Raw genomic sequence first — 25,389 nt, 5'->3', positions numbered from 1 at the left:
AAGAATCCAAGGAGTGCCGCATGTCCGAGGCCGCCGAGAAGCTGAGATTCCGCGTTGGCGGCATGGATTGCGCTGCCTGCGTGACCAAGATCGAAAACGCCGTCGGCCGGTTGCCGGGAGTCGGCGAGGTCGGCGTGTCACTCCCCAATGGCACGATGACGGTGACGCGCTCGGGCGAGGTCGCTCGGGGCGCCATCGAGCGGCAGGTGAAGGCGCTGGGGTACCAGATCTCCCCTGCTAAACCCGCCTCCACCGGGTCTACTGCTCGCACGACGGAGCACCACAGCCAAGCCGAGCATGATCACTTCGATCGCAGCCACGACCACGACCATTCCGGCGATGATCACGATCACCCCGGCCACGCCAAGATCCTTGATGGCCCCTGGTGGAAAACGCGAAAGGCCATCCTGACCTTCATCTCCGCTGGCGCATTGCTCGCGGCCTACCTCGCCGGGCAGCTGTTCCCCGCCATCGGCCACTGGGCGTTCTTCGTCGCCATGGCGGTCGGCCTGATCCCGGTGGCGCGGCGGGCCATCGTCGCCGGCATGACCGGCACGCCGTTCTCGATCGAGACGCTGATGACCATCGCGGCGATCGGCGCAGTGTTCATCGGCGCCACCGAGGAGGCGGCGACCGTGGTGCTGCTGTTCCTCGTCGGCGAGCTGCTCGAGGGAGTCGCTGCCGGCCGTGCCCGCGCCAGTATCCGCGGCCTTGCCGACCTCGTGCCCAAGCTGGCGCTGGTCGAGCGGGATGGCGGAACGTCCGAGGTGCCCGCCGCCCAACTGGCCGTCGGCACCATCATCCTCGTGCGTCCCGGCGACCGCATCGCCGCCGACGGGGTCATCGTCGAGGGCAGTTCCGCCATCAACGAGGCCCCGGTCACTGGCGAGAGCGTGCCCATGACCAAGGGTGCGGGCGACGAGGTGTTCGCCGGCACGATCAACACCGACGCCGTGCTGCGGGTGCGGGTAACGGCAGCGGCAGCCGACAACACCATTGCCCGGGTCGTCCGGCTGGTCGAGGAAGCCCAGGAAAGCAAGGCGCCGACCGAGCGGTTCATCGACAAGTTCTCGAAATACTATACGCCGAGCGTGCTGGTGGTGGGCGCACTGGTCGCTATCCTGCCGCCGCTGCTGGCCGGCCAGCCTTGGGATGAGTGGATCTACAAGGGCCTCGCCATCCTCCTGATCGGCTGTCCCTGCGCCCTGGTGATCTCAACCCCGGCGGCGATCGCCGCGGGTCTATCGGCCGGCGCTCGCCGCGGGCTGCTGCTGAAGGGCGGCGCGGTGCTGGAGCAGTTGCGCACGGTCGACACCGTGGCACTCGACAAGACCGGTACGCTGACGGAAGGCAAGCCGCAGGTCACCGACATCATCGGCATCGCCCGCTCGGAAGCGCAGGTGCTGTCGCTGGCGGCGGCGCTGGAAACCGGCTCCAGCCACCCGCTGGCGCTGGCGGTGCTAGCCCGTGCCTCGGCCGACAAGGCCTTCGTGCCGCCTGTTGCCGGCGCCAAGGCCGTGCCGGGCAAGGGCGTTACCGGCAGGGTCGGCGGCGAAGCCCTGTTCCTCGCCTCGCCCAAGGCGGCCGAAGAGCAGGTGCCGTTCGATGCGGCGCTGCGTCAGCGGATCGGCGCCCTCAACGATGCCGGCAAGACCGTCTCGGTGCTGTTGGTGGGCACAGAGGTGGCGGGCCTCCTCGCCATCCGCGACGAACCGCGTGCCGACGCCGCCGATGGGCTGCGCCGCTTGCAGTCGGAGGGGGTGAGGACTGTCATGCTCACCGGCGACAATGAGCGGACCGCCAAAGCCATCGGCGCCGCTCTCGGCATCGAGGTGCGCGCCGGTCTCCTCCCCGAGGACAAGCAGCGTATCGTGCGCGAGCTGCAGCAGCAGGGCCGCGTCGTCGCCAAGGTCGGAGACGGCATCAACGACGCTCCTGCCCTTGCGGCCGCCGATATCGGCATCGCCATGGGCGGCGGCACCGATGTGGCGCTCGAAACCGCCGACGCTGCCATCCTCCATGGCCGCGTCGCCGATATCGCCAACATGATCGGCCTGTCGAAGGCGACGATGGGCAACATCGCCCAGAACATCACTGTGGCGCTGGGGCTGAAGGCGGTGTTCCTCGTCACCACCATCATCGGCATCACGGGGCTGTGGCCGGCGATTCTCGCCGATACCGGCGCCACGGTGCTGGTCACGTTAAACGCCATGCGGTTGCTGGGCTGGAAGGGCAAGTAGCGCTATGTCGCATTGCGGCGCCGGCGCTTTCGGGGTCGGCTCAACCAGCGGTCGCTGGGGGAGCCGATGCGGGAAGGCGGACTGAAGCAATTACTGGCGCAGCCCGGTTTTGTTCGACTGTGGGTGGCGGACGGATTGTCGAATCTCGGCCTCTTCGTCTTCGGCCTGGCTCTGCAACTGCTGATGATCGAGGTGCTCGAGGCCAACCAGCTCGAGATCGGTCTCGTCCGTTCGGCGCAATGGCTGCCCTCGCTGCTCTTCGGCTTGATGGCCGGGGTGATTGTTGATCGGGTCCGTCGCAAGCACTTGTTGATCACGGTGGACCTCGCCAGCGCCCTCTTGCTGCTGACGATCGGCACGCTGGCGGTCCTCGGATGGCTGACGCCGCTCACGCTGGCGATGCTGGTGTTCCTGCTGGGTACTGCGGCAGTGCTGCAGGGAGGCGCCCACCAGTCGTTTACGGCCGATCTGCTGCCACCGGGACTACTGACGGCGGGCAACGTCAAGCTGACCCAGACCTATACGATTGCGCAGACGATGGGACCGCTGGTCGGCGGGGCGCTGGTGCGCCTTATCGGTGCGCCCTTCACCCTGTTCGCCTACGCCGCCTCCTCGCTCGTTTCGGCCGCCCTGCTGGCGGGCGTTCCGGATGCCGGCGGCGAGCGTCGCGCGGCGCGCAAGTCGATCATTGCCGACCTCAAGGAAGGCGTCGCCTGGATCTATCGGCATCCGATGCTGTCGCCTTACGCGATCACGCTCCACCTGTGGTTCGTCGGCAACAACATCGTCGGGACGGTGTTCGTGTTCCACGCCACGCAACTGGGGCTCGACGCGCCTGCGGTCGGCTTGACGCTGGCTTGCGCGGGAGTAGCCGGCTTTATCGGCGCTGCGCTGGCCGAACCGCTCACCCGCCGCTTCGGGTTGGGGATCGTGGTGGTCAGCAGCGATTTCGTCGCAGCAACGGGATGGGCCATTGCTGCCCTGGCACCGGCAACGGGAGGTGCGCTCTATGCGCTCTGCCTTGCACAACTGGTCTATGGATTCGCGCTTGGGGCCCGGGGACCGCTCGAGATGAGCTACCGGAACGCGGTGACGCCGTCGGCGCTGCGTGGTCGCATGAACACGACGATCCGCTCGATCAACTGGGGGCTGATCGCTGTGGCGGCGCCACTCGGCGGCTGGATCGCGTTCAGCTTTGGCGATCGGGTCGCACTCTGGACCGGTTCGGTGATCATCGCCGGCTGCGGCCTGGCGCTGGCGCTCTCCAGATACCGGACTGCGGTGATGCCGGCCGAGACCTAGGGGCACAAACAACAACGGCTCCCCGAGGGGAGCCGCTTGTTTTGGACTGCAGGTCTCGTGAGAACCTGGTGCGGTCGAGAAGAGACAGCCGACGCGACCCGTAGGCGTTGATTTCATTGACGTTTTCGTCGCCGCCAATTCGGGTTTTGTAGGGGGCTTTGTAGGGGCTGTCAACGGTCACACGGCTTCTCTAGTCCCGTAGCGGCACCTCAAGGGATAGTGCGCTCCTCATAAGTTGGTCGTCTCCATCCCGGGTGTCATCGCCCCTTGCTAGGCGACCCTACTGTCGGTCGCGGTCGACGGGGTGCTGCGCCCGCGTGCCTACTGGCTGTGGCAATTTCCACCGCACCTATCCGGGCGCGAACATTCGCATCGAAAAACTGACGCACATTATCGCCCCTACCTTGCCCGAGAGCCGTTTCCCCGCCGGGAAAGGAGCGAAGACGCCTCATGATCTCTTGGACCTCGGCTGTCAGTATCGGGGTTCCTGCACTGAGGACATCCACCGTACTGCTCCGGGTCGGCAGAAAGCCCAACAGCTTCTTGGTCACGTCATTCACTTCGGCCACATCAAGCTCAACTTGGAGATTTCCCGACACCGGGCTCTTCGAAAGGCTCGTTGCCTTGGTAAGGATGTAGCTTCTCAAGTCCCGCGACGAATGCACCGAGAACGTTCTTCTCGATAGGGCGTTGCCAACGACTTCAGAGAGTTCCTTAGGGTTGACCATAGCCGCAACCATCTCTGCCCGGTGCACCGGAGTGGTTTCACGGTAATTTGCGATGAACACGCTCATCAGAAGGTGCAGGGCCGCAAGGTACTCCATCGGCGCTTGAGCGGTCCTGACAATCGAGATCAGTCCATCGAAGGCCCCTGCCTCGTAGAACGCCCCATCGATCTTGTGGCGTGACAGCCATGACAACCAGACGCCATTCGGGCCTGGCAGATCGTCCGATGGGTAGTCCGAATGCCGCAAGGCAATAGCGTATGGGGTCAGCCGATCTAGATCTAGCGAGCCGGGATAGTTCAAGAATTGATCGACCCCGAACGTGGCGGTTGCCTTGCCGTCTTCACGCCTTACGAAGAACTCATCGAGAAACTCACAAACTTGATCGGTTGCCCAACGGCACACGGATGCCACCGCGCCGCTCTTCTCGCCGTCAGGGGAAAGGCAACTCTGGTAAAGGTGCTCCGATGCTAAGAATTCCTGGATGGACCGATGGCCAAAGTAGACAATGTCGCTGCCCTTTTCGACCAGACACCCTTGTGCCAACTCTCGCACCAGTGCCTCGTTGTCGAACTCATGGTCAACATTGCCAACGGCAGCTTTGAACAGCGATAACGGGGCGGCCGAAACGGACGTAGTCGACGCACCTTCCTCCGAAAATAGCCACCAGGACAGGCTGGCATTTGCCGCCCGGCGGACGCCAACATCGAACCCTGCAAATCGACCGGGTTTGTCGACCTCCCGCATTAGCAGGTACTCGATGAACCGGTCGTAGAGGCTAAACAGGTCGACTTCGCTAAGGCCCCAATTCGGCTTGGTGGCGATGCGGCAAAGCATCTGGCTGTGAACTGGTCGCACGACAAGCTCGGCAAAGTGAGGAGAGAGAAGCTCTAGGAGACGGCCCTCCACCCATTCCGGTTGTGCGTCGGCTACCTCCGTCCTTGCGAGTAGGCTAAAGTAACCCCTGATGAAGCGGTGGGCCTCCTCTATCGTAAAGGGCTCTAGCTTAACGTGGTCGCATTCGGGTCTGGACGCATAGGACACCTCGTTTCCATTGACGGTACGGCGCTTCCCTTTAATGACTGCCTTGAATTCGGTGTCATCTTTGAAAGCGGTGTCGCGACCGAGGATGAGAACCTTCGCGTCGCCAACCGCCAGTGACAGTAGCAAATTGAACTGTCGCTGGAAAACGGGCAGCGTCATGCCGTGTTTCATTTCGTCGAAGCCATCAAAGACGATCAGAAAGCGGCCAAGCCTGTTTAACTCTTGAAACAATTGCCAGCTGTACCCGCGTGCATTGTGGGCAGCCGTGAAGTGAGCTCCGAACAGGCCCTCAAGATTATTCTGTTCTGTCAGATCGCCCAAGCGGATACGGACGGGTATGCGTTGAGTGGGGTCCGACATGGCTCGCGTTGCCAGCAAACCCGTTAGGTGGGAGGCGAAGGTCGTCTTGCCCGAGCCGTACCCGCCAAGGACCACAAGGGGGCGTTCGTGGGGCTCATCCAGCCACTTCAAGACGAACTGCTCAAGGTCGCCCTCTTCGATCCGCGCAGGTACGTATCCCCAGCACGAAAGCGGCGATGAGCTGCGTGATCAGGAACGTCCCGATGCCCGCGAGGATGGCGATGAAGGTAGTCATGTCGTGTCCTTGGGTGTGGTTGTAGGGCACGGCGGCAGAAGCCCCCGAGGAGGCCCGTGGCGAGGCAGGACGCGCGGCAGATGGAAAGGGTCCAGCTCAGCCGCAGACGGCCCTCTACGGGCCTCCCACGGGGCTCCTACTGGTTCTTGATTTCGTAGCGGGGGAACTGGTCGATGGCCTTGGCCAGGTCTTCCACCGTCGGTGTCTCGTAGACCCGCTTGGCGCGAGTATCGACCCAGCCGCAGAAGGCGTTGCGCAGGCGCTCCTCAATCCCTGCGCGAGCGGCGCGACGGGCGAAGGTGTGTCGCCACGAGTGCCCCGGCGAGTAGCCCTTGTCCTCAACGCCAAGTGAACGAACCCAAGCCGCGAGCTTGTTCCTCAGCACGACCGAAGCGGGGCGCGGCGGGTTAAGCGGGTCCTTGATCGGGCGCTCGCTGGAAAGCTCGTAGAACAGCGGTCCCTTCGGAGCCGCCTCTACGAAGTCAATGAAGCCCTGCTCGATCAGGTGTTCATGCAGAACGATCGTGCGAGCCACGCTGCCCTTCACCGTGCCAGCTTCCGGGGTGATCGACAGTGTCCAATGCCCCAAACGGTGTCGGACGATGTCCTCACGCCGAAGCTGCGTCATCTCCCCGGGGCGGCTGCCCGAGTACGCGGACAGCCACGGCACCCAGCGCTTGGCCGCCTTGAGCTTCGCCCCCTCGTTGGACGTCTGCTGCCGGAGGGTGGCAGCAAGGATGGTTTCAATCGCTTCGTCGGCGAACTCGCCCTTGGTCGGCTTGACCTTCGGGCCAGCAGCCTTGACGCGGTGGAACGGGTTCTTCTCGATCTTCTTTTGATCGACGACCCACTGGAACACGGTTCGGGCCGCCGTCAGCCACACGTCATTGACGGTTCGGCTCGCCCTGTCCTCACCGATCAAGGTATCCTTCCACGCCACCGCATCATCGCCGGTGTAGAGGGCAACGTCCTTGTTTCTGAAGTGGTCATTGAGGTTGAGAAAGATCGCCCGCCAGCGATTGATGGTGGAGTTGGCCGGCTTGCGTTCAGTCACGTATGCCGAGAAGGCGTCCCACGCATCCCAGCCAGCGAGCCTTGGTCCGGTGGTGGGCTGTACGCGACCGATTTGCTCTGCATCGACGGCACGCGGGTCTGGCCGGTAGTCGCCTCCCGCCATCTTCATGAGCTGCGATAGGGCCGCTCCGAACTCATCTCGTAGAGGACCGTCCAGCAGCGCTTCGGTGCTCTCGGCCGAGATGGCTTCGCGTTCCGTGGCGAGGAAGGTGGCGAGTTGGGAAAGCTCCGCCAGCTTGGCGCGGATGCGGCGGCGATGGGCGGGAGTGACCTCTCCCACCTCATCCGGGTCGCCCATCCCCGAAAAGCCACTCTCCCACACGTCCTGCAGGTCGCTTGAGATGTGCTCCCACTGGTCCTGAGTGCCGGGGTTGTCAGCGTGCAGCCGCATGAACCACAGGTACCAGCGCGCCGCGAGGCCATGCAGCTCTCTCTGGCTCAGCGTAACAACTTGGCCGCTTGCCGCTGCCATGAGGCGCTTGATGCGCTCCTCCACCTCCAGCAGCCATTCGGCGTATGCCCGCCTAGCTTCGTTCTGTGGCGAACCAGCCGGCAGTCGAAAAAGAGCTTCGCGCCGCACCCCGTGGGCTGCAGCGTAAGCATCTCGAACATCTGCGGGGATGGCCTTACGGGCGATGTAGCCGCCGTTCGGGGCCCTTTTGAGGGTCGGCATCGATATCGTCATTTGTAGTGCCCTTTGTATGGGGCGGGCGACTACAACCCCCTGCAAGACCTCAACTATTTGATCTTACAGGGAAACCAAAAGCCCCTGGTGCGGTCGAGAAGACTCGAACTTCCACGCCTTGCGGCACAGCGACCTCAACGCTGCGCGTCTACCAATTCCGCCACGACCGCACGCCGAGGTAGAAGCAACGCCGGAACCGGCGAAGCGAGGCAGCGTGTAGCAACGCTCGTTGGCGGGCGCAAGCGATTAATTGCCGTTATGCAAACGCTCGCGCCGAAACCCCAAATCAGGCTGGCCGGCGGACTTTTTCGGTGAGCTCGACGCTGAGGCGGCCGTCTTCGACCTTCACTTCGCCGCGCGCGATCAGGGTGTTGTTGGCATAAACGCGCAGCGGGTCGTTCTCGCCGGTATCGAGCTCGATCACCGCGCCGCGGCCCATGCGCAGCAGGTGGTGCACGGGCATGATCGCCGCGCCCAGCTCGACGGTGATATCGACTTCAATATTGTCTAGAGTGTTCATACATAAACCGCGAACGACCATCCCGGCTGAATCGCACGGGCCGCTTGTGAAAGACCATTGGACACCCATGCTTACCGAAGCGTTAACGACTGACCCAACTTGCGACACCGGGACCAAACTGGTCCGCGCTGACGGGGTGCCGGTCGAGTGGCGAATCTCGGAGGGCTATGTCCCTTACCCCGAGGCGCTCGAAGCGATGAAGGTGCGAGCGGCCGCGGTCGCGGACGGTACCGCGGCTGAATTGGTGTGGCTGCTCGAGCATCCCCCGCTCTACACCGCCGGCACCTCGGCGGCACCCGAGGACCTGCTGGCACCCAACCGCTTCCCGGTTTACGACGCCGGGCGAGGTGGGCAATACACCTATCACGGCCCCGGGCAGCGAGTGGTCTATTTCATGCTCGATCTCCGCCAGCGCGGGCGCGACGTCCGCTGCCTGGTGCAGGGGCTCGAGGGCCTGATCATCGATACCCTCGCCGCCTTCAACATTCGCGGCGAGCGGCGCGACGGGCGGATCGGCGTCTGGGTGGCGCGGCCCGACAAGGGCCCCGGCCGCGAGGACAAGGTGGCGGCGATCGGGGTTCGGGTCAGCCGCTGGGTGACGTTCCACGGCATTGCGATCAATGTGTCGCCGACCCTTTCACACTTCGATGGCATCGTGCCATGCGGTATCTCGGACCAGGGTGTGACCAGCTTCGAGGATCTCGGCCAGCTGGTTTCGATGGCTGACGTCGATGTTGCCCTGCGCGCAGCATTCGAGCGCCGCTTCGGCATGACGGCAGCCCTGCGGCCAGGGGCCCTTGTCAGTGCCGCCTGACGCACGCATTTTCTGGGTGACCGATTCCATGGGGGTGAGGCCATGACGCTGGACGATCTCAAGAAAATCTTCCTCAGCCCGACGCTGTTCCGGCTCGAGACAATTCTCTCGCCGCGACTGGTGCCGGTGCTCTACGCCACCGGCCTCGCAGCGTTGCTGCTGTGGTCGGTGGGCCACCTGTTCGTCAGCTTCGGCCGCAATTTCGGCGATGGCCTGTGGGGTATCCTCGAGATCGCAGTCTACGGCGCGCTGTTCCTCATCGTGCTGCGCATCGTGTGCGAAGTGCTGCTGGTGTTCTTCAAGGCCAACGAGACGGTCACCCGCACCGTTAGCCTCAGCCGGGTGCCGACCTCGCTGATCGACGAAGTGCGCGACGCCATCCACGACATCGCCGAGGACGAACCCTACGAAGACGAAACGAGCGAGGGCGCTGCGGCCGCAGAGCCAACCACGTCGGCGGTGCGGCGAACCGCAAGGCGCACGCCACCACCGGCGGCCAAACCGGACATCTGAAACAAGAAGGCCGCCCGAGGGCGGCCTTTTCGTTTCTTGGGGAACTCGAATACGGCTCCCCTCAAGGGGGGAGGGAGGCGAAAACCGCAGCGCCGGTGGTCAGGCAGCAGCCAGCGAGCGCCGGGACTTCAGCACTTCGTCGACGCTCCAGGCACCCGGACCGGCAAAGACGAGGTAGAGGAAAATGAAGCAGAACAGCACGGCGCCGTCGCCGCCATTGGCGACCGGGATGATGTTGCCCTGCCCCATCATCGGCACGTGCACGAACCAGAACGCGTAGGCCATCTGGCCGGCGAGGATGAAGGCCACCGGACGGGTGAAGACGCCGAGGAGGATCGCGAGGCCGCCGAACACTTCGAGCACCGCAGCAAGGCCCATCAGCGAGAACAGTTCGAACCCTCCGCCGCCCATCTGTGAGGCGGGAAAGCCGAACATCTTCTGCGTGCCGTGCGCCATGAAGCAAAGCGCGGCAACGATACGGAGGACGGCCAGCGCCTGCGGCTGGTACCGGTTGAGGGCTTCGAGATTCATGGGTCTTTTTCCTGCTGGACGCCTCGGAGGTGGGCGCATCGGAAATAAGAGCACGAGGCTCAGGATTCGGGTCAACTTACAGCGTGGTAACCTGACGGGCTCGTGATCATTAGTGATCAGGGCTGCCCTGCTTCTATCGCAAGGTGCCGATCATTGCTTTTTTCGCCGGTTTGGCGCATAGGCACGCGCCAATGACACAAGCTCCGAAAATCGGCCTGGTCAGCCTCGGCTGTCCCAAGGCTCTCGTCGACTCCGAACGCATCATGACGACGCTGCGCTCGCAGGGCTATGCGTTCTCGCGCGACTATGAAGGCGCGGACGTCGTGCTGGTCAACACCTGCGGCTTCCTCGACAGCGCCAAGAAGGAAAGCCTCGAGGCGATCGGCGAGGCCGTCGGCGCCAATGGCCGCGTCATCGTCACCGGCTGCCTCGGCGTCGAGGAAGAAATGATCCGCGCCACCCATCCGAGCGTGCTCGCCGTCACCGGCCCGCACCAGTACGAGGATGTGGTCAATGCGGTGAACACCCATGTGCCGCCGGTGCCCAACAAGTTCGTCGACCTGGTGCCGGAAGCCGGGTTGAAGCTGACGCCGCGCCACTACGCCTACATGAAGATTTCTGAGGGCTGCAACAATCGCTGCACCTTCTGCATCATCCCGCAGATCCGCGGCGACCTGGCGTCGCGTCCGATCGCATCGGTGCTGTACGAGGCGGAGCGGCTGGTGGCGACGGGCGTCAAGGAGATCATGGTGATCTCCCAGGACACGTCGGCCTACGGCCTCGACATCAAGTACCAGAGCTCGAAATTCCGCGGCCGCGACATCGAGGCCCGCTTCCAGACCCTCGCCCAGGAGCTGGGCAGGATGGATGTGTGGACCCGCCTCCACTACGTTTACCCCTACCCTCATGTCGACAGCGTCATTCCGCTGATGGCCGAGGGCAAGATCCTTCCCTATCTCGATATCCCGTTCCAGCACGCTTCGCCTTCGGTGCTGAAGTCGATGCGCCGCCCGGCCAACCAGGTGAAGACGCTCGACCGGATCAAGGCCTGGCGCGCCGTCGCGCCGGATCTCGCCATTCGCTCCAACTTCATCGTTGGCTTCCCCGGAGAGACCGAGGAAGACTTCGAGTTCCTGCTCGATTGGCTGGAAGAAGCCGAGATCGACCGCATCGGCTGCTTCGAGTACGAGCCGGTGACCGGGGCCCCCGCCAATGACATCGAAGGCATCGTCCCCGATGAGCTCAAGCGCGAGCGCTATGAGCGGCTGATGGAAGTGGCGCAGGACATCTCGGCGCATGTGCTCAGCAAGAAGGTCGGCCGCACCATCGACGTATTGGTCGACGACGTCGAGCCCGATACCGGCCGCGCCATTGGCCGCAGCCAGTGGGACGCCCCGGAGATCGACGGCACCGTGATCATCCACGAAGCCGACGGCATCAAGGTCGGCGACAAGGTGTCGGTGCTGGTGACCGACTCCGATGAGTACGACCTGTTCGGCGTGCCTGCGGCGGTCGCCGCCAAGGATGATCAGAAGCCGACCGCCGTCGCCAGCTGATGCCCGGTCACCGAGCGTATGAACTGGCGCCACGCAGCGCCGCGCTCAGGCTTGGCCAAACGGCCAGGCTGATGGGCATCCTCAACGTTACCCCCGACAGCTTCTCCGACGGCGGCCGCTTCGATGTCGTGTCGGCAGCTCTGGCGCAGGCCCGGCTGATGCTGGCCGAGGGGGCCGACATTATCGACATTGGCGGCGAAAGCACCCGGCCCGGCGCCGACGAGGTCTCGGCCGCCGACGAGTTGGCTCGGGTCCTGCCGGCGATCGCCGCGTTGCGCGCCGACGGGATCGTGGCGCCAATCTCGATCGATACCTACAAGGCCGAGGTGGCCGAACGGGCCATCGCCGCCGGCGCCACCATCATCAACGACGTCTACGGACTGCAGCGCGAGCCCGAGCTGGCAGCAGTGGCGGCCGCCACCGGCGTACCGTTGGTGCTGATGCACTGGGACAAGGCGCGGGACACCGCTCGCGATGTGATGGCGGAGCTGGCACGGTATTTCGAAGTGACACTCGCCATCGCCGACAAGGCGGGCGTCCCTCGCGACAACATCGTGTTCGACCCGGGTTTCGGCTTCGCCAAGTCGCTCAGCGAGAACTATGAGATCCTGCGGCGGCTCCCCGAGCTCGTGACGCTGGGCTTTCCCGTGCTGGTCGGCACTTCGCGGAAGTCGATGATCGGCAAGCTGCTCGACGTGCCGGCCGACGGGCGACTGGCCGGCACGGTGGCAACCTCGGTGCTGGGCTATACCGCCGGCGCTCATATCTTTCGGGTCCACGATATCCGGCCCAACCGCGACGCCTTGCGCGTCGCCGAAGCGGCCCTGTATGGACCGCGAGACTAGGATTCCAAAAGACGTGACCAGAGACTTCGACGGCGACCGCATCATCCTCAGGGACCTGGGGTTCTTCGGCTATCATGGCGTGATGCCCGAGGAAGCGGCGCTGGGGCAGCGCTTCTTCGTCGATCTCGCTTGCGGCGCTGACCTGATGCAGGCCGGACAGAGCGACGAGTTGCTACACTCGATCTCCTATGCCGAAATCTACGAGGTGACCAAGGCGGCGTTCGAAGAGCGGCGGTTCAAGCTGATCGAGGCAGTTGGCCAGCATATCGTCGATCGGCTGTTCGCTGCCTTCCCGACCATTCAATGGGTCCAGGTCCGGGTGAAAAAGCCTTCGGCGCCAATCGCCATGGTTGCCGGCGAGGCCGCCATCGAACTGCACCGTCACCGCGGAGATCGCTGATGTCGAGGGCATGGCTTGGGCTTGGCGCCAATATCGGTGACCCGCCGGCGCAGGTGCGCGAAGCGGTGGAACGGTTGAACGCCTGGCCGGGGATCGCCGTGGTGGCGCAGTCGGCCATGCTGCTCACCAAGCCATGGGGCAAGACCGATCAGCCGAACTTTTCCAACATGGTGGTGGAGGTCGAAACCAGCCTCGCGCCGCTCGACCTGCTCGACGCCTGCCTCGGCATCGAACGCGAGATGGGTCGGGTGCGCGATATCCGTTGGGGTCCGCGCCGTATCGATATCGACGTGGTGGCCTACGAGCGGCTGGAACTCGACACCGAGCGCCTGAATGTGCCGCACCGCCATGCGCATGAACGGGATTTCGTGCTCGAGCCGCTGCGCGAGATCGCGCCCGAGGTGGCGGAGTGGATCGTGGGGCGCAAGCTCTAGCTCCCGGTTGCCACAGCCACGGAGTCATCCCGCGAAAGCGGGAACCTCTGTTTTGTTGCCCCAGGCGAGATCGCAAACGGAGGTCCCCGCTTTCGCGGGGATGACCCGGTGATAGCCAGAGGAAATCGTCCGTGGGGACGGTGGTGTTGAGCCGACAGGGTCAGCGGGCCCTCACCATCTCCAGCACCCGCACCGCGGCGTCGAATTCCAGCCGGCGTCTGGCGCGGCGCTCGGTGGCTTCTTCAACTTCGCCCCACAGCCGGATGTTGTGGTCCTCGTCGACATGCGCTGCAGCCCAAACTTCCTCGGCCGTCAGCAACCCCTCGCGCCAGGCAATGCTCAGCAACCCCGAGCCGGTGAAGCCGGTGAGCGAGTTGAGCGCCACCGCTTCGATCAGCTCGGCATCGGCCAGCGACACACGCAGGCGCTCCAGCGTTGGCGCCGGCTGCGGCTGATGGACGATGCCGATCGTCGGCTGGAAGCCGATCTCGAAATGCCGGGCGAGCTTGACCAGTACCGCATCCCAAACCCGCTCCTGCTCGGCGACGAGCTCGCGCGGCGTGTCGGCGCGATAGAGCAGCAGGTCGTTGCCGGAATATTTGACGATCTCCTCGCGAAGGGCTTCGAGCCGTTCGTCGCCAGCCTCGACCGCCGAGTTGATCAGCCGAACCATGGGCATGGTCTTGGGATCGATAAACTCCTGCTGCGCCGCCCACTCCTCGGCCATGGCGGCGGCCACCGATTGATACGGCACCACCACCGGTTTCTGCGCCGGAGTGCGCGGCGTTTTGCCGTCGAGCGTCACCGCAAAGCCGCCTGCAACGGTGCCAACGCCGACGGCCCTATAGAAGCGCTTGGGCAGTTCGACCTTGTTGAGGTGCTGGGCTCGGCCGTAACCGTCGTCGCGGTGCTTGTCGGCGTCTTCGAGGAATTCGCGCATCAGACCTCCAGCAGCTTGTCCACGGCGTCGACCAACTGATCCATGCGGTGGATGACGAGATGGGCGCCGGCAGCCTCGAGGTCGGCCACGGCGTGATAGCCCCAGGCCACGCCGAGAGCTTTGACGTTCGCGTTTCGGGCCATCTTCATATCGTGCGACGTGTCGCCGATCATTACGGTCGCTTCACGGCCGATACCGGCCTTCGCCATGGCCGTCTCGATCATCTGCGGATCGGGCTTGCCGCGATTGTGGGCCGGGGTCTGGATCGAGTTGAAACGACCAATGATCTCGTGGCGCTCGAGCAGCGTGATGGCGCCGGCGTGGCCCTTGCCGGTGGCTACCGCGAGGATCGTTTCAGGGTCGGCCTGCAGGCCATCGAGCGCCTCGAGTGCGCCCTCGAACATCGGCTCTCGCGCAAGGCCTGCCTTCCCAAGGTACGTGGCACGGTAGGCGTTGAGGATCACGTCGATCCGGTCGCTGTCGACGTCAGGCGCGAGGATACCCATGGCATCGCGCGCGGTGATGCCGGAGATCGAGCGGATCGCGTCGTCGCTGGGAATCGCCTGCCCCACCGAGGCAAAGGATTCGCGGACCGTCTCGATGATCAGCGCTTCGGAATTGATCAAGGTGCCATCGAGATCGAAGACGACGAGCCGCATCGGGGGAACTCCTGCCGGAGCGAGATCAGGAAAGGTTGCAGACCTTTCCGGTTCGATCTCGCGACAAAACAAACAGTTGGAGCGGGACTGCGATTCAACGAAACACAATCCCGCTCCAGGCCCGCTCAGAACCACAATTTGCCGGGCATGTCACGCCCTGTGAAAGGCTTGGCTCAATCACGGAAAGATGTGCCGCTCAGTGCTACTCCAGCACCCGCTCGATGGCGGCATCGAGCTCGGAATAGTCGTGGATCAGGGTCCCTGCCCCGGCCTTGAGCAGCTCGGCGGCATCGTGATAGCCCCAGCTGACGCCGATCGAGCGCACCTTGGCGGCGCGAGCCAGCTCCATGTCGAACACCGTGTCGCCGATCATCACCGTCTGCTCCGGGGCAGCGCCGGTTTCCTGCATGGCGCTCAGCAGCATGCCGGGATGTGGCTTCGAGGGGTTGTGGTCGGGCGTCTGCAGCGTGGTGAAATGCGCCGTGATGCGATGATTGTCGAGGATGCGCGCGACGCCGGTGAGGCCCTTGCCGGTGGCGATGCCCAGCACAGTGCCCTTCTGCTCGCGCAGCCGATCCAGCGCCTCGCGGGCGCCGGGATAGAGCGGTTCGCGGTCGAACTCATGTTCGAGCGAGGCTTTGTAGAAGCTCTTGTACTGCCCGACGATGCCCTCGATCACATCGATATCGTCGGTGCCGGCGAGTTGGCCGACAGCGACCGGCAGCGACAGCCCGATGATCTGCCGAACCTCTGCCGGTGTGGGTGGAGGCAGGTCGAGCGAACGGAACGCGGACCCCATATGCTCGGAAATGAGCGCCTGGGTATCGATCAGTGTCCCATCCATATCGAAGACGATGAGCCGCACGGGAGTTCCCCCTGAATTCGGCCCGTTCAGAACCACAAAACGCAGGGCGTGTCACGCCCTGCGCCACGGCTTGAAGTCTACATCGCGGCAAAGCAATAGAGAAGGCCTGCACCGCCGGTGCCGACGAGGTTCTCCTGGCTGCAGCCGCGCGACGGATGTGACGAGTTCCACGACTTGGCGGCGTCGGAGTCATCGAGGCCGGTGCGATCGGAATGGCCGACAATTGCGCTGCCTTCGCCGTTCAGCGTCCAGTCGCCACAGGTCTGACCCGCAGCCAGTGTACCATCGGGGTTCGAGCCGGTGAGGATGTCATGCTGGTTCGGCGTGTCGCCGCGACCGTTGATCGGAGCTCCGGTCTCGGAAAGCGCCGTCGCCTTGGTCAGCTTATTGTCGGCCGAGTGCAGGTTGGCGACATCGGTGGCAATCACGTCGCCCTTGAAATTCTGCCATGGGCCGGCGCCGATCCGGTCCTTGGCGTTGACGCCTTCGGCACTGAGATAGGCCTTCCAGGTCTTGCCGGTGGAGCCGGCGGCTTCCGCCAGCTTGGCGCAATGTGCGTCGGCCCCCTCGAGGCCGCCGAGATTGGCGCCGTCTCCGCCACCGACACTGGTGACAAAGAAGCTCATGGTGGTCGCGTCCTGCGCAATGGCCGGTGCAGCAATGGCGAGGGCTGCCGCGGTGGCAGCGGCGAGAACGATCGTTTTCATTGGCATCTCCCTGTGCGCCCGCAATGGGTCGCAACAGGTCAACACGCGAGGCCGGCGTTTCGTCCGGCGCTCGCGGCGATTTGATCAGTCCTGTTCCGGATCCTGATCCTGCACGTCGTAGCGGTCGGCATCGAAGCCGAGCACGTCGAACGTCGCCTGCATATGGGGTGGCAGCGGTGCCGAGACATCCAGCATTTGCCCGTTGCGCAGTGGCAGCCGGATGCGGCGGGCATGAAGGTGCAAGCCCTTCGAGATCTCGTCCGGCGGCGTCCAGTTCTCGATATTGAAATAGCGCGGATCACCCATGATCGGGTTGTGCAGCTGCGCCATGTGGACGCGCAACTGGTGCGTGCGCCCGGTCACCGGCTTCAGCGTCACCCAGGCAAAGCGCCGGGCGGCGGTGTCGGTGGTCGAGTAGTAGCTCATCGAATGCTGAGCGCCGGGCGTCCCCTGCGGCACCACCACCATCTGCTCGCCATCGGTGGTCGCCTGCTTGGCGAGGAAGCACGAAATCGAGCCCTGCTTGGGGTGCGGGTTGCCCCACACCACCGCCCAGTAGATCTTGCGCGCCTGCCGTGACGAGAACACTTCGCCGAAATGTGCCGCAGCCGCCTTGGTCTTGGCGACGACCAGACACCCCGAGGTGTCGCGATCGAGCCGGTGCACCAGACGAGGCGCCTCGCCCTTCTTGTTTGGGAGGCTCTTCAGCAGCCCATCCATGTGCCGCTTGGTGCCCGAGCCGCCTTGCGAGGCGAGGCCGTGCGGCTTGTTGAAGACATAGAGCTCGTCGTCCTCGTAGAGGATGATATCCCTGAGGAAATCGGCGTCGCGCGAATTGATCTCGCCCTCGGCGCGTTCGGGCGCAGCCTCGATCGGGGGTACGCGGACCACCTGACCGGCGGCGAGGCGAGCATTGGCCTTGACCCGGCCACTGTCGACGCGGATCTGGCCCGAGCGCAACAGCTTCTGCAGATGCCCGAACGTGACTTGCGGGAAATGCGTCGCGAACCAGCGGTCGAGCCGCATGCCGTCTTCGTCGCGGGCGACCACCTGTTGCCGAACGCCGCTCATGCAAGCACCCGCACGGCCGTGAGACCGATCCACAGACCCGCCAGTGCCAGCAGCACCGAGCCGACCACGTAGATCGCGGCCTGCAGGATCTCGCCACGTTCGAGCAGCGCGATGGCGTCGAGCGAGAAGCTCGAGAAGGTGGTGAAACCACCGAAGACGCCGACGGCGACAAACAGCCGGATCTCGTTCTGGTACTGCGGCGTGGTCTTGGCGAGGACGCCGACCAGCACGCCCATGGCGATCGAGCCGACGATGTTGACGAGGAACGTCGCCACCGGGAAGCCATTGGGCAGGCTGCCGATCCAGTTCTGGGCGCCAAAGCGCATGAGGGCGCCGAGAGCGCCGCCTATGCCGACGAGAAGATATGCGTTCATGGCCCCTCTTTGACCCGGCCCACGCAAATACTCAAGCGTGGTGTAGCGAATGCCGGCTAGTGACCGAGCATCCGCTCCATCGCGCCCGGTCGGTCATGGACCGCCAGCTTGTCCATCAGCGTGGCGCTCGCCTCGTTCATGCCGACCAGTTCGACCTCGGCACCCTCGCGGCGAAATTTCAGCACTGCGACGTCAACGGCGTTCACCCCGCTGATGTCCCAGATATGGGCCTTGCTGACGTCGATGCGAACGCGCTGCAGGGCTTCCTTGAAATCGAAGGCGTTGAGGAAATCCTCGACCGAGGCGAAGAACAGCTGACCTTCGACGAGATAGTCGCGCTCGCGTCCGTCAGCGCTGAGGATCGAGGTGACACGGAAGATCTGCGCCACCTTCCAGGCGAAGAAGATGCCTGACAGCAGCACGCCCACGCCTACTCCCAGCGCCAGGTTGTGAGTGCCGACCACGGTGATGACGGTTGCCAGCATGACGATGCTGGAGCGGCGCGGATGGCGGCGCAGGTCGTTGAGTGACGACCAGCTGAACGTGCCGATCGACACCATGATCATGATGGCGACCAGCGCCGGCATCGGGATCAGCCCGACGATGTCGCCGAGCACCATCAGCAGAAACAACAGGAATGCGCCGGCAACGAAGGTCGAGAGCCGACCGCGGCCGCCCGACTTCACGTTGATCACCGACTGGCCGATCATCGCGCAACCGGCCATTCCGCCGAACAGGCCACTTGCCACGTTGGCGATGCCCTGCCCGATAGACTCGCGGCTCTTGTCGCTGCGGGTATCGGTCATCTGGTCGACGATGGATGCAGTGAGCAGGCTCTCGAGCAGCCCCACAGCAGCAACTGCCACAGAATACGGCAGGATGATCAGGAGGGTATCGAGGGTCAGTGGCACATCGGGGAACAGCAATGTCGGAAGTGTCGACGGCAGTTCGCCCAGGTCGGCGACGGTACGCACGTCTACATGCAGCACGAGCGAGATCGCGGAAAGCACGAGGATGCAGACCAGCGGCGACGGCACCAGCCTGGTGAGGCGCGGGAACAGGTAGATGATCGCGAGCCCGGCCGCGATCATCGCATAGGTCTGCCAGGTGACGCCGATCAACTCGGGCAATTGCGCCATGAAGATAAGGATGGCCAATGCGTTGACGAAGCCGGTCATCACCGAGCGGGACACGAAGCGCATCACGTAGCCAACGCGAAGATACCCGGCGACCACCTGCAGCAAACCGGCAAGGATGGTGGCGGCGAGCAGGTACTGCAACCCGTGCTCGCGCACCAGCGTGCCCATCAGCACCGCGGTGGCAGCCGTGGCGGCGGAGATCATCGCCGGGCGGCCGCCGGCCACCGAGATCACCATGGCGATGATGAACGAGGCATATAGCCCGATCTTGGGATCGACCCCGGCGATGATCGAAAAGCCGATGGCTTCCGGGATCAGGGCGAGGGCGACGACAATGCCGGCGAGCACGTCGCCGCGGATATTGGAAAGCCAGTCACGGCGAAAGGTCTGAGCGAAAGTCATTGCTGGTCCAGACGGCATGGGCGCGTGGTTCGTCCGAGGGCGAACGACAGCGCGGATGCGGTTTAGCTGGAGTGTCCGGCGGATCGGCGGCCGGAAGAGCCACCCGGGATTGCACCGGGTCCTAACGAATGCTCGCCTTGTGCCCGCTGCCACCCGCAAAATCAAGGATGGCAGCGAGCGACGAACTCTAGCGGCGACAGATCAGGCGTTAGCCGGTGCGGCGTCGTCCTCGTCGTCGGCGTCGATCTCGAGCGCCGGCGCCACCGCCGACGCGACCAGGCCGTTGAGCGAGCCGCCCTTGAGCCCGAGCTCGGCCAGCAGTGCGTCGATCAGCGGCGCCTGGCTGCGGTAGCGCAGCGCCGCGTCGACCGCCTGGTCGGCGATCCCGCCTCCGCCATGACCGTTCATTGAATGGCCACTACTGCCACCCCCAGAAAGCCCATCGACATGCAGGATCTTGATGCCCTCGATATTCTCCATCGGCTTCACCGACTCCGAGATGATCTGCGGCAGCGCCTGGATCAACGCCATGCGAATGTTCATGGCGATCTGCTCGGGCGACAGGTGGTTGGCCGCTTCGTTCAGCTTCTGCTTGCCTTCGGCCTCGACGGCATAGGTAACCTCGGTCGCGGCGGCCTTCAGCTTGGCGGCTTCCGCCTCGCCCTGGGCCAGCGTGCGCGCCGCCTCGGCGCGGTTCTTGGCCGCCTGCTTCTCGGCATCGGACGATACCACGATGTTGATCGAAGCCTTCTGCGCTTCCTGTTCGGCTTCGATCAGCTGGATGCGCTTGGTTCGCTCGGCGATCTCGGTCAGCCGGGCCGTCTCCACCTCTTCGGCCGCCTTGGCGGCGAGCGCACGAGCCGCGTCGGCCTTGGCTTCGGCCTTCGACTGCTCTTCGGACTTGGCGGCAATGGCCGTGGCGCTGATCTGCTCGCTGAGCGCGATCGCCTGGTCGGCCTTGATCGCCGCCTCCTTCACCTGCTGGCGCGACAGCGTCCGCGCCGCCTCGGCTTCGGTGGCGCGCTGGGCGCGCAGGCTCTCGATCTCGGCGTTCTGTTGGTCGATGCGGATAGCGATCTCGCGCTCGTTGTTGAGCCGCGCATACTCGGAGTCACGGGTGATGGTGAACTGTTCCTGCTGCGCCTCGAGATTTTTGCGGGCAATCGCCACCTGGGTGTTCTGCTCGATCTCGTTGCGGGTCTTGCGACGATCCTCGATCGACTGGGTCATCTTGGTCAGACCCTCTGCGTCGAACACGTTGTTGGGGTTGAAGAATTCCCGATTGGTCTGGTCGAGCCCGGTCAGCGACACCGACTCGAGTTCGAGACCGTTCTTCAGGATGTCCTCGGAGACCGCGGCCTGCACCTTCTGGACGAAGTTGACCCGCTGCTCGTGCAGTTCTTCCATCGCCATCTCGGCGGCCACGGCGCGCAACGCATCGACGAACTTGCCTTCGACCAGTTCCTTCAGTGCCTGCGGCTCCATGGTGCGGCGCCCAAGGGTCTGGGCGGCGTCGGCGATGGCCTCGGCAGTCGGTTGCACCCGCACGTAGAACTCCGCCTGCACGTCGACACGCATGCGGTCCTTGGTGATCAGCGCCTGCTCGGCAGTGCGCACCACTTCCAGCCGCAGGGTGTTCATGTTGACCGGGATGGTCTCATGCAGCACCGGCAGCACCAGGGCGCCGCCGTTCATGATCACCTTCTGCCCGCCAAAACCGGTGCGGACGAAGGAGACTTCCTTGCTGGCCCGGCGATACAGCCGCGCGATGATCATGCCGATCACGAAGATCGCGACGATGATGATGCCGGCAAGGATCAGGGTCGAAATGAGCTGCTCGTACATGCTGGGCTATTCCTGTGGCGGGGTGAGGCGGGTGATGGCGCGGTAGATGTTCTTGTCGCGGCCGACGAGGAAAACCCGGTCGCCGGCGCTGTAGGTCATGCCGGGCTCGCCCGGCACGAGCAGGATGTAATGGGTACGGCCACGCAGATCCGTGGTCTTGGCCTCGGCGGGCTGCCCCTGCTTGGCTTCTCCGCGAATGATCGTGGCATAGCTGCCGACCAGCTCGGAGCGGCTGGCCGCCTCGGACTGATCCCTGGGGAAGATATCGCCGAGCCAGCGCCCGAGGTGGCGTGTTGCATAGCTGGCGCCGACCAGCGCCGGCACCGCAGCAAGCCACGGGCTGAGCGCGCTGCCGATGGCGGCGCTCGCCACCCACTGCACGACATAGCCGCTGAGCCCGAAGCCGGTGAGGAAGATGACGAGAAGCGCCAGGAACGGCAGCCGCCCGATCGACAACCAACTGAGCACATGCGAGAGCGGGCCGACTTCGGCGCCACTGAGTTCCGGCGCCTCGAGGTCGGGAACATCGACACCCGGAAGCGCCGCTTCGATCGACGCGGAAGGCGAGAAGCCGATGAGGAGGGATAGCAACTCAATTACGCCGATCGCCAGCATGACGATCAATGCAACGGTGAACGGTGCGAACTCCGGCGCGAACAGTTCTATCTTGCCCCTCCCCTGATCCCTTCAGGTCATATGGGACTGTTGTGACAGTTTTCCATTGGGCGCAAGGACTTCGGGAGATGGATTCTGGATATGGCTAATCTTGGGTCGGCAAATGCCATCAAGCAACGGCGGACAGGCGAAATCGTTTCGGGCTGCATCGGTCAAGCGGATTGGTCTTGGCCTCGACTACCCACCGGCTGTCATCCCTGCGAAAGCAGGGACCCATCGATCTGCCAGCGCGGGCGTCGTGTTGGGTCCCTGCTCTCGCAGGGATGACATCGCTGGTGAGGTGATCGCAGTGGTTCATCTCAAGCACCGCCGCCATGGCAACGCCGAAGCGGTGCTCAACTAGTTCTCGCCCTCTTCCTCGCGCCGCTGTTCGCGGCGGCTGGACCAGAAATCGAGACGCTTGATCACCTCGCGCTCGAAGCCGCGTTCATTGGGCTGGTAGAGTTGGGGACGACGGTCGCCGGCGAGTTCATCGGGGAAGAACTCCTGGCCTGAGAACGCATCGGGGTAGTCGTGGTCGTAGCGATAGCCCTTGTTGTAGCCGAGCTCCTTCATCAACTTCGTCGGGGCGTTGAGGATGTGTTTCGGCGGCGTCAGCGAACCGGTCTGCTGGGCCAGCGCCTTGGCCTTGGCGAAGCCGACCATCGCGGCGTTGGACTTTGGTGCGGTTGCGACATAGACGATGGCCTGCGCCATGAACAGCTCGCCCTCCGGGAACCCGGTGCGTTCAAACGCCGACCAGGCCGTGATCACCTGTACCATGGCCTGCGGGTCGGCCATGCCGACATCCTCGGAGGCGGCGCAGGCGAGGCGGCGGAAGATGGTGTCCGGGTGCTCGCCGCCGACCAGCATGCGCTGCGCCCAGTACATCGCTGCCTGCACGTCCGAGCCACGCAGGCTCTTATGGAAGCAGCTGAGCAGGTTGTAGTGCTCCTCCTGCCCCTTGTCGTAGACCGGGGCGCGCTTCTGCACCGTCTCGGCGAGGCCGGCGACGTCGAGCATCGCATCCTTTGGCAGCGCGAACAGCTCCTCGGCGAGGCCGATGAGGTAGCGCCCGTCGCCGTCGGCCATCTCGAGCAGTGCGTCACGGGCTTCGGCGGTGATTGGCAGCTTGCGGCCGACATGCGCCTCGGCGCGCTCGGCAAGGATGGCGAGATCGGGCTTCTCGAAGCGGCGCAGGGTATAGACCTTGGCGCGCGACAACAGGGCCGCCACCATCGAGAAGCTCGGGTTCTCGGTGGTCGCGCCGATCAGGATAACCGTGCCGTCCTCGACATGCGGCAGCAGCGCATCCTGTGTGGTGCGGTTGAAGCGATGCAGCTCGTCGACGAACATCACTGTCTGCCGCCCTGCCCCGAGCCGCAGCGCCTTGGCATCGGCGATCACCTTGCGGAGGTCGGCGACGCCGGAGAGCACGGCGCTCAACTGCACGAAATCGAGCCCGACTTCCTTGGCGACGAGCCGCGCGATGGTGGTCTTGCCGACGCCCGGCGGACCCCAGAGGATAAATGACGAGACCCGCCCCGCCGCCACCATCCGGCCGATCGGACCGTTGGGCCCGAGCAGGTGATCCTGCCCGATGACGTCGGCGAGCCGCTGCGGCCGCAGGGCCTCGGCTAGCGGACGCGGCGCGACATCATCGAACAGGGAATCCATCAGCCACTTACCTCGGCACGGACGATCCGGCCGCCCCGCTGTAGCACAACGCGCCAGCTCTGCGGACGGTCATTGGCCAGCTTGCCGAAGCGCTCGGCATCATCGGTCGCATCGCCGTTGAGGCTGATGATCAAGTCTCCGGCCCTGAGGCCCATATCGTCGGCGGGCGAACCGGACTCGACACTGCGCACCAGCACCGCGTGGGTGTCGTAAGGCAGCCCCAGTTCCTGCGCTACCGCCGGCGTCACCGTCTCCACTGTGGTACCGGCAAAGCGGGTGTTGCCCGAAACGGTGACCGGCTTGCCGGCGCCGGGAGGGGCTTCGAGGGTGATGACCTTGTCCTCGATCTTGCCGTCGCGGAAATACTGCAGGTCCGCGGTGGCGCCGACAGGCTTGGTGGCGAGGCGGAAGTCGAAGGCGCTGGGCTGCTCGATGTTGAAGCCGTCGACCGCGAGGATCACGTCGCCATCGGCAAAGCCGGCCTTCTCGGCAGGACCACCCGGGGCGATTTCGCTGATCAGCGCGCCGCGCGCCTGGCCGAGCCCCAGGCTGTCGGCGAGATCGGCAGTCACCGGCTGCATGCGGGCACCGAACCATGGGCGAACCAGCGCGCCACCGGCGATGCCAGTCTCGGCGACGAGCTTTGCCATATTGGCCGGGATGGCAAAGCCGATGCCGACCGAGCCGCCGGAGCGCGAGACGATGGCGGTGTTGACCCCGACCAGCCGGCCTTGCAGGTCGACCAGCGCGCCGCCGGAATTACCCGGATTGATGGCGGCGTCGGTCTGGATGAAGAACTCGTAGTTCGAACTCTCGACCCCGGTGCGGGCCAGCGCCGAGACGATGCCGGAAGTTACGGTCTGCCCGACGCCGAACGGATTGCCGATGGCGAGCACCAGGTCGCCCACCTCGAGCTGGTCGGAATCGGCAAAGGCCAGCGCCGGGAAGGTCGAGCCCTTGGGGTCCTTGACCTTCAGCACGGCGAGATCGGTCTTGGGATCGTCCAGCACCAGGTCGACAGGATACTCGTGCCCGTCGTTGGTCGAGATGCGGATATCGGTGGCGCCGTCGATCACGTGGTGGTTGGTGAGGATCACCCCGGCACCGTCGACGATGACGCCCGAGCCCAGCGACTGCGATTTCTGCGGGCGGCTGTCCATGAACGGGCTGTCGCCGCCGAAGAACTGCGAGAAGAACGGGTCGTTGAGGAAGGGCGAGTTGGAGCGCTGGCTGATCGTCGTGGCGTAGACGTTCACCACCGATGGCGTCACCGACTTCACTACGGGAGCAAAGCTCAGCTGCAGCTCCGTGCGGGTGGCCGGGACGGCTCGCGTTTCGGCGGCGACCGGCTCGGTGGCCCGCGCCGCACTGACCATGGCTGGCGGCTCGGCGTTGCGATTCGAAATCTCGGCATAACCGAACACCAAAGCGGCGCCGGCGGCGACACCGGCAAGTGCCAAGATCCAACCCTGTTTCGACATCGTCACATCCTCAGGCGATAGTGCGCCGCAGAGCGCAGCGCGATGGCCCGACAAACGCCGCGAATCTGGCGCCTTTTAGGTGCTGGGCTTACCGATTGGTAATCCCCGAAATATGACGTTGCCCAGTGGGTCAATCGACCCTATATGCAGCGCTCGCTTTTCTGCCCCGAGGACCTTCTCGTACAAGACCCCTGAAAGGTTAGCCGCCCAATGACTGAGCCGACCACGGTCTACACCAACACGTCGCAGCTTATCGCCAGCGAGGAGCCGGATTTTCCGAGCTTCCTGTTCTCCAAA

23 protein-coding genes, 1 tRNA gene and 1 other annotated feature are annotated in these 25,389 nt (G+C 64.5%); of the genes, 8 read left to right on the top strand and 16 right to left on the bottom strand.

Translation table 11 applies throughout. From position 1 onward, the window contains the following. Window positions 1-20: 20 nt before the first annotated feature. The gene (locus VGV07_RS10260; RefSeq protein WP_326868587.1) at window positions 21-2,240 is read left to right on the top strand and encodes a heavy metal translocating P-type ATPase; all 2,220 of its coding nucleotides are present in this window, start codon (window positions 21-23) and stop codon (window positions 2,238-2,240) included. 66 nt (window positions 2,241-2,306) lie between these two features. Beyond that, on the top strand, window positions 2,307-3,542 hold the full coding sequence (locus VGV07_RS10255) for an MFS transporter (RefSeq protein WP_326868586.1): 1,236 nt from the start codon (window positions 2,307-2,309) through the stop codon (window positions 3,540-3,542). A 257-nt stretch (window positions 3,543-3,799) separates the two neighbouring features. Here VGV07_RS10255 and VGV07_RS10250 read toward each other — a convergent pair whose 3' ends face one another. From VGV07_RS10250 to VGV07_RS10235, 4 genes are all read right to left on the bottom strand, one after another. After that, window positions 3,800-5,782, bottom strand: coding sequence for an NACHT domain-containing protein (locus VGV07_RS10250; RefSeq protein WP_326868585.1), 1,983 nt, complete (start codon window positions 5,780-5,782; stop codon window positions 3,800-3,802). A gap of 260 nt (window positions 5,783-6,042) precedes the next feature. After that, the gene (locus tag VGV07_RS10245; RefSeq protein WP_326868584.1) at window positions 6,043-7,653 is read right to left on the bottom strand and encodes a hypothetical protein; all 1,611 of its coding nucleotides are present in this window, start codon (window positions 7,651-7,653) and stop codon (window positions 6,043-6,045) included. A gap of 97 nt (window positions 7,654-7,750) precedes the next feature. Continuing rightward, a tRNA-Leu gene (locus VGV07_RS10240) sits at window positions 7,751-7,835 on the bottom strand. 116 nt (window positions 7,836-7,951) lie between these two features. Beyond that, entirely contained in the window at window positions 7,952-8,185 is a 234-nt protein-coding gene (locus VGV07_RS10235; RefSeq protein WP_055049144.1) for a FliM/FliN family flagellar motor switch protein, read from the bottom strand. Window positions 8,186-8,252: 67 nt separating this feature from the next. Between VGV07_RS10235 and lipB the strand changes: the two genes are divergently transcribed. Both lipB and VGV07_RS10225 read left to right on the top strand, forming a co-directional pair. Continuing rightward, complete coding sequence (lipB, locus tag VGV07_RS10230) at window positions 8,253-8,999, top strand: lipoyl(octanoyl) transferase LipB (protein ID WP_326868583.1); 747 nt, start codon at window positions 8,253-8,255, stop codon at window positions 8,997-8,999. Between the two features lie 42 nt (window positions 9,000-9,041). After that, complete coding sequence (locus tag VGV07_RS10225) at window positions 9,042-9,512, top strand: DUF4282 domain-containing protein (protein ID WP_326868582.1); 471 nt, start codon at window positions 9,042-9,044, stop codon at window positions 9,510-9,512. Between the two features lie 99 nt (window positions 9,513-9,611). On the opposite strand, the gene VGV07_RS10220 is transcribed toward VGV07_RS10225, so the two are convergent. Further along, on the bottom strand, window positions 9,612-10,043 hold the full coding sequence (locus tag VGV07_RS10220) for a DoxX family protein (protein WP_326868581.1): 432 nt from the start codon (window positions 10,041-10,043) through the stop codon (window positions 9,612-9,614). A gap of 191 nt (window positions 10,044-10,234) precedes the next feature. Between VGV07_RS10220 and rimO the strand changes: the two genes are divergently transcribed. The 4 genes from rimO to folK are packed head-to-tail and all read left to right on the top strand — an operon-like array spanning window position 10,235 to window position 13,278. Further along, window positions 10,235-11,599, top strand: coding sequence for a 30S ribosomal protein S12 methylthiotransferase RimO (gene rimO / locus VGV07_RS10215; RefSeq protein WP_326868580.1), 1,365 nt, complete (start codon window positions 10,235-10,237; stop codon window positions 11,597-11,599). Further along, entirely contained in the window at window positions 11,599-12,444 is an 846-nt protein-coding gene (folP, locus tag VGV07_RS10210; protein WP_326868579.1) for a dihydropteroate synthase, read from the top strand. Before rimO ends, folP begins: the two co-directional genes overlap by 1 nt. A 13-nt stretch (window positions 12,445-12,457) precedes the next feature. Next, a complete protein-coding gene (folB, locus tag VGV07_RS10205; protein WP_326868578.1) occupies window positions 12,458-12,844 on the top strand; it encodes a dihydroneopterin aldolase in 387 nt (128 codons plus the stop codon). Further along, complete coding sequence (gene folK, locus VGV07_RS10200; protein WP_326868577.1) at window positions 12,844-13,278, top strand: 2-amino-4-hydroxy-6-hydroxymethyldihydropteridine diphosphokinase; 435 nt, start codon at window positions 12,844-12,846, stop codon at window positions 13,276-13,278. The genes folB and folK overlap by 1 nt, the downstream gene beginning before the upstream one ends. Window positions 13,279-13,438: 160 nt before the next feature. Here the strand turns inward: folK and VGV07_RS10195 are convergent, their stop codons facing one another. From VGV07_RS10195 to VGV07_RS10145, 11 genes are all read right to left on the bottom strand, one after another. Next, on the bottom strand, window positions 13,439-14,218 hold the full coding sequence (locus tag VGV07_RS10195) for an ATP12 family chaperone protein (RefSeq protein WP_326868576.1): 780 nt from the start codon (window positions 14,216-14,218) through the stop codon (window positions 13,439-13,441). Further along, window positions 14,218-14,877: an HAD-IA family hydrolase gene (locus tag VGV07_RS10190; RefSeq protein WP_326868575.1), complete on the bottom strand. Its 660-nt coding sequence runs from the start codon at window positions 14,875-14,877 to the stop codon at window positions 14,218-14,220. Before VGV07_RS10190 ends, VGV07_RS10195 begins: the two co-directional genes overlap by 1 nt. A gap of 202 nt (window positions 14,878-15,079) precedes the next feature. Next, window positions 15,080-15,742 carry an HAD-IA family hydrolase gene (locus VGV07_RS10185; RefSeq protein ID WP_326868574.1) on the bottom strand — a complete coding sequence of 221 codons (663 nt, stop codon included), beginning with the start codon at window positions 15,740-15,742 and terminating at the stop codon, window positions 15,080-15,082. 77 nt (window positions 15,743-15,819) lie between these two features. Beyond that, the gene (locus VGV07_RS10180) at window positions 15,820-16,455 is read right to left on the bottom strand and encodes a hypothetical protein (protein ID WP_414649934.1); all 636 of its coding nucleotides are present in this window, start codon (window positions 16,453-16,455) and stop codon (window positions 15,820-15,822) included. 78 nt (window positions 16,456-16,533) lie between these two features. After that, complete coding sequence (locus VGV07_RS10175) at window positions 16,534-17,520, bottom strand: RluA family pseudouridine synthase (RefSeq protein ID WP_326868572.1); 987 nt, start codon at window positions 17,518-17,520, stop codon at window positions 16,534-16,536. After that, window positions 17,517-17,894: a fluoride efflux transporter CrcB gene (gene crcB / locus VGV07_RS10170; RefSeq protein WP_326868571.1), complete on the bottom strand. Its 378-nt coding sequence runs from the start codon at window positions 17,892-17,894 to the stop codon at window positions 17,517-17,519. Before crcB ends, VGV07_RS10175 begins: the two co-directional genes overlap by 4 nt. Before the next feature lie 56 nt (window positions 17,895-17,950). Continuing rightward, on the bottom strand, window positions 17,951-19,435 hold the full coding sequence (locus tag VGV07_RS10165) for a SulP family inorganic anion transporter (protein WP_326868570.1): 1,485 nt from the start codon (window positions 19,433-19,435) through the stop codon (window positions 17,951-17,953). Between the two features lie 69 nt (window positions 19,436-19,504). Next, window positions 19,505-19,560 (bottom strand) — a sequence feature (sul1 is cis-regulatory element that is thought to sense ions involved in sulfur or methionine metabolism; They are found in Alphaproteobacteria). Window positions 19,561-19,636: 76 nt separating this feature from the next. Beyond that, entirely contained in the window at window positions 19,637-21,280 is a 1,644-nt protein-coding gene (locus VGV07_RS10160) for a flotillin family protein (RefSeq protein WP_326868569.1), read from the bottom strand. 6 nt (window positions 21,281-21,286) lie between these two features. After that, window positions 21,287-21,940, bottom strand: a complete 654-nt coding sequence (locus tag VGV07_RS10155) for a YqiJ family protein (RefSeq protein ID WP_326868622.1) — start codon at window positions 21,938-21,940, stop codon at window positions 21,287-21,289. Between the two features lie 354 nt (window positions 21,941-22,294). Beyond that, window positions 22,295-23,611 carry a replication-associated recombination protein A gene (locus tag VGV07_RS10150; RefSeq protein ID WP_326868568.1) on the bottom strand — a complete coding sequence of 439 codons (1,317 nt, stop codon included), beginning with the start codon at window positions 23,609-23,611 and terminating at the stop codon, window positions 22,295-22,297. Further along, a complete protein-coding gene (locus VGV07_RS10145) occupies window positions 23,611-25,092 on the bottom strand; it encodes a DegQ family serine endoprotease (protein ID WP_326868567.1) in 1,482 nt (493 codons plus the stop codon). Before VGV07_RS10145 ends, VGV07_RS10150 begins: the two co-directional genes overlap by 1 nt. Window positions 25,093-25,389 lie beyond the last annotated feature (297 nt).

It is taken from the genome of Devosia sp. (genome assembly GCF_035944845.1).
Classification (GTDB): domain Bacteria; phylum Pseudomonadota; class Alphaproteobacteria; order Rhizobiales; family Devosiaceae; genus Devosia_A.
This window is presented reverse-complemented; position numbering and strand designations above follow the sequence as displayed.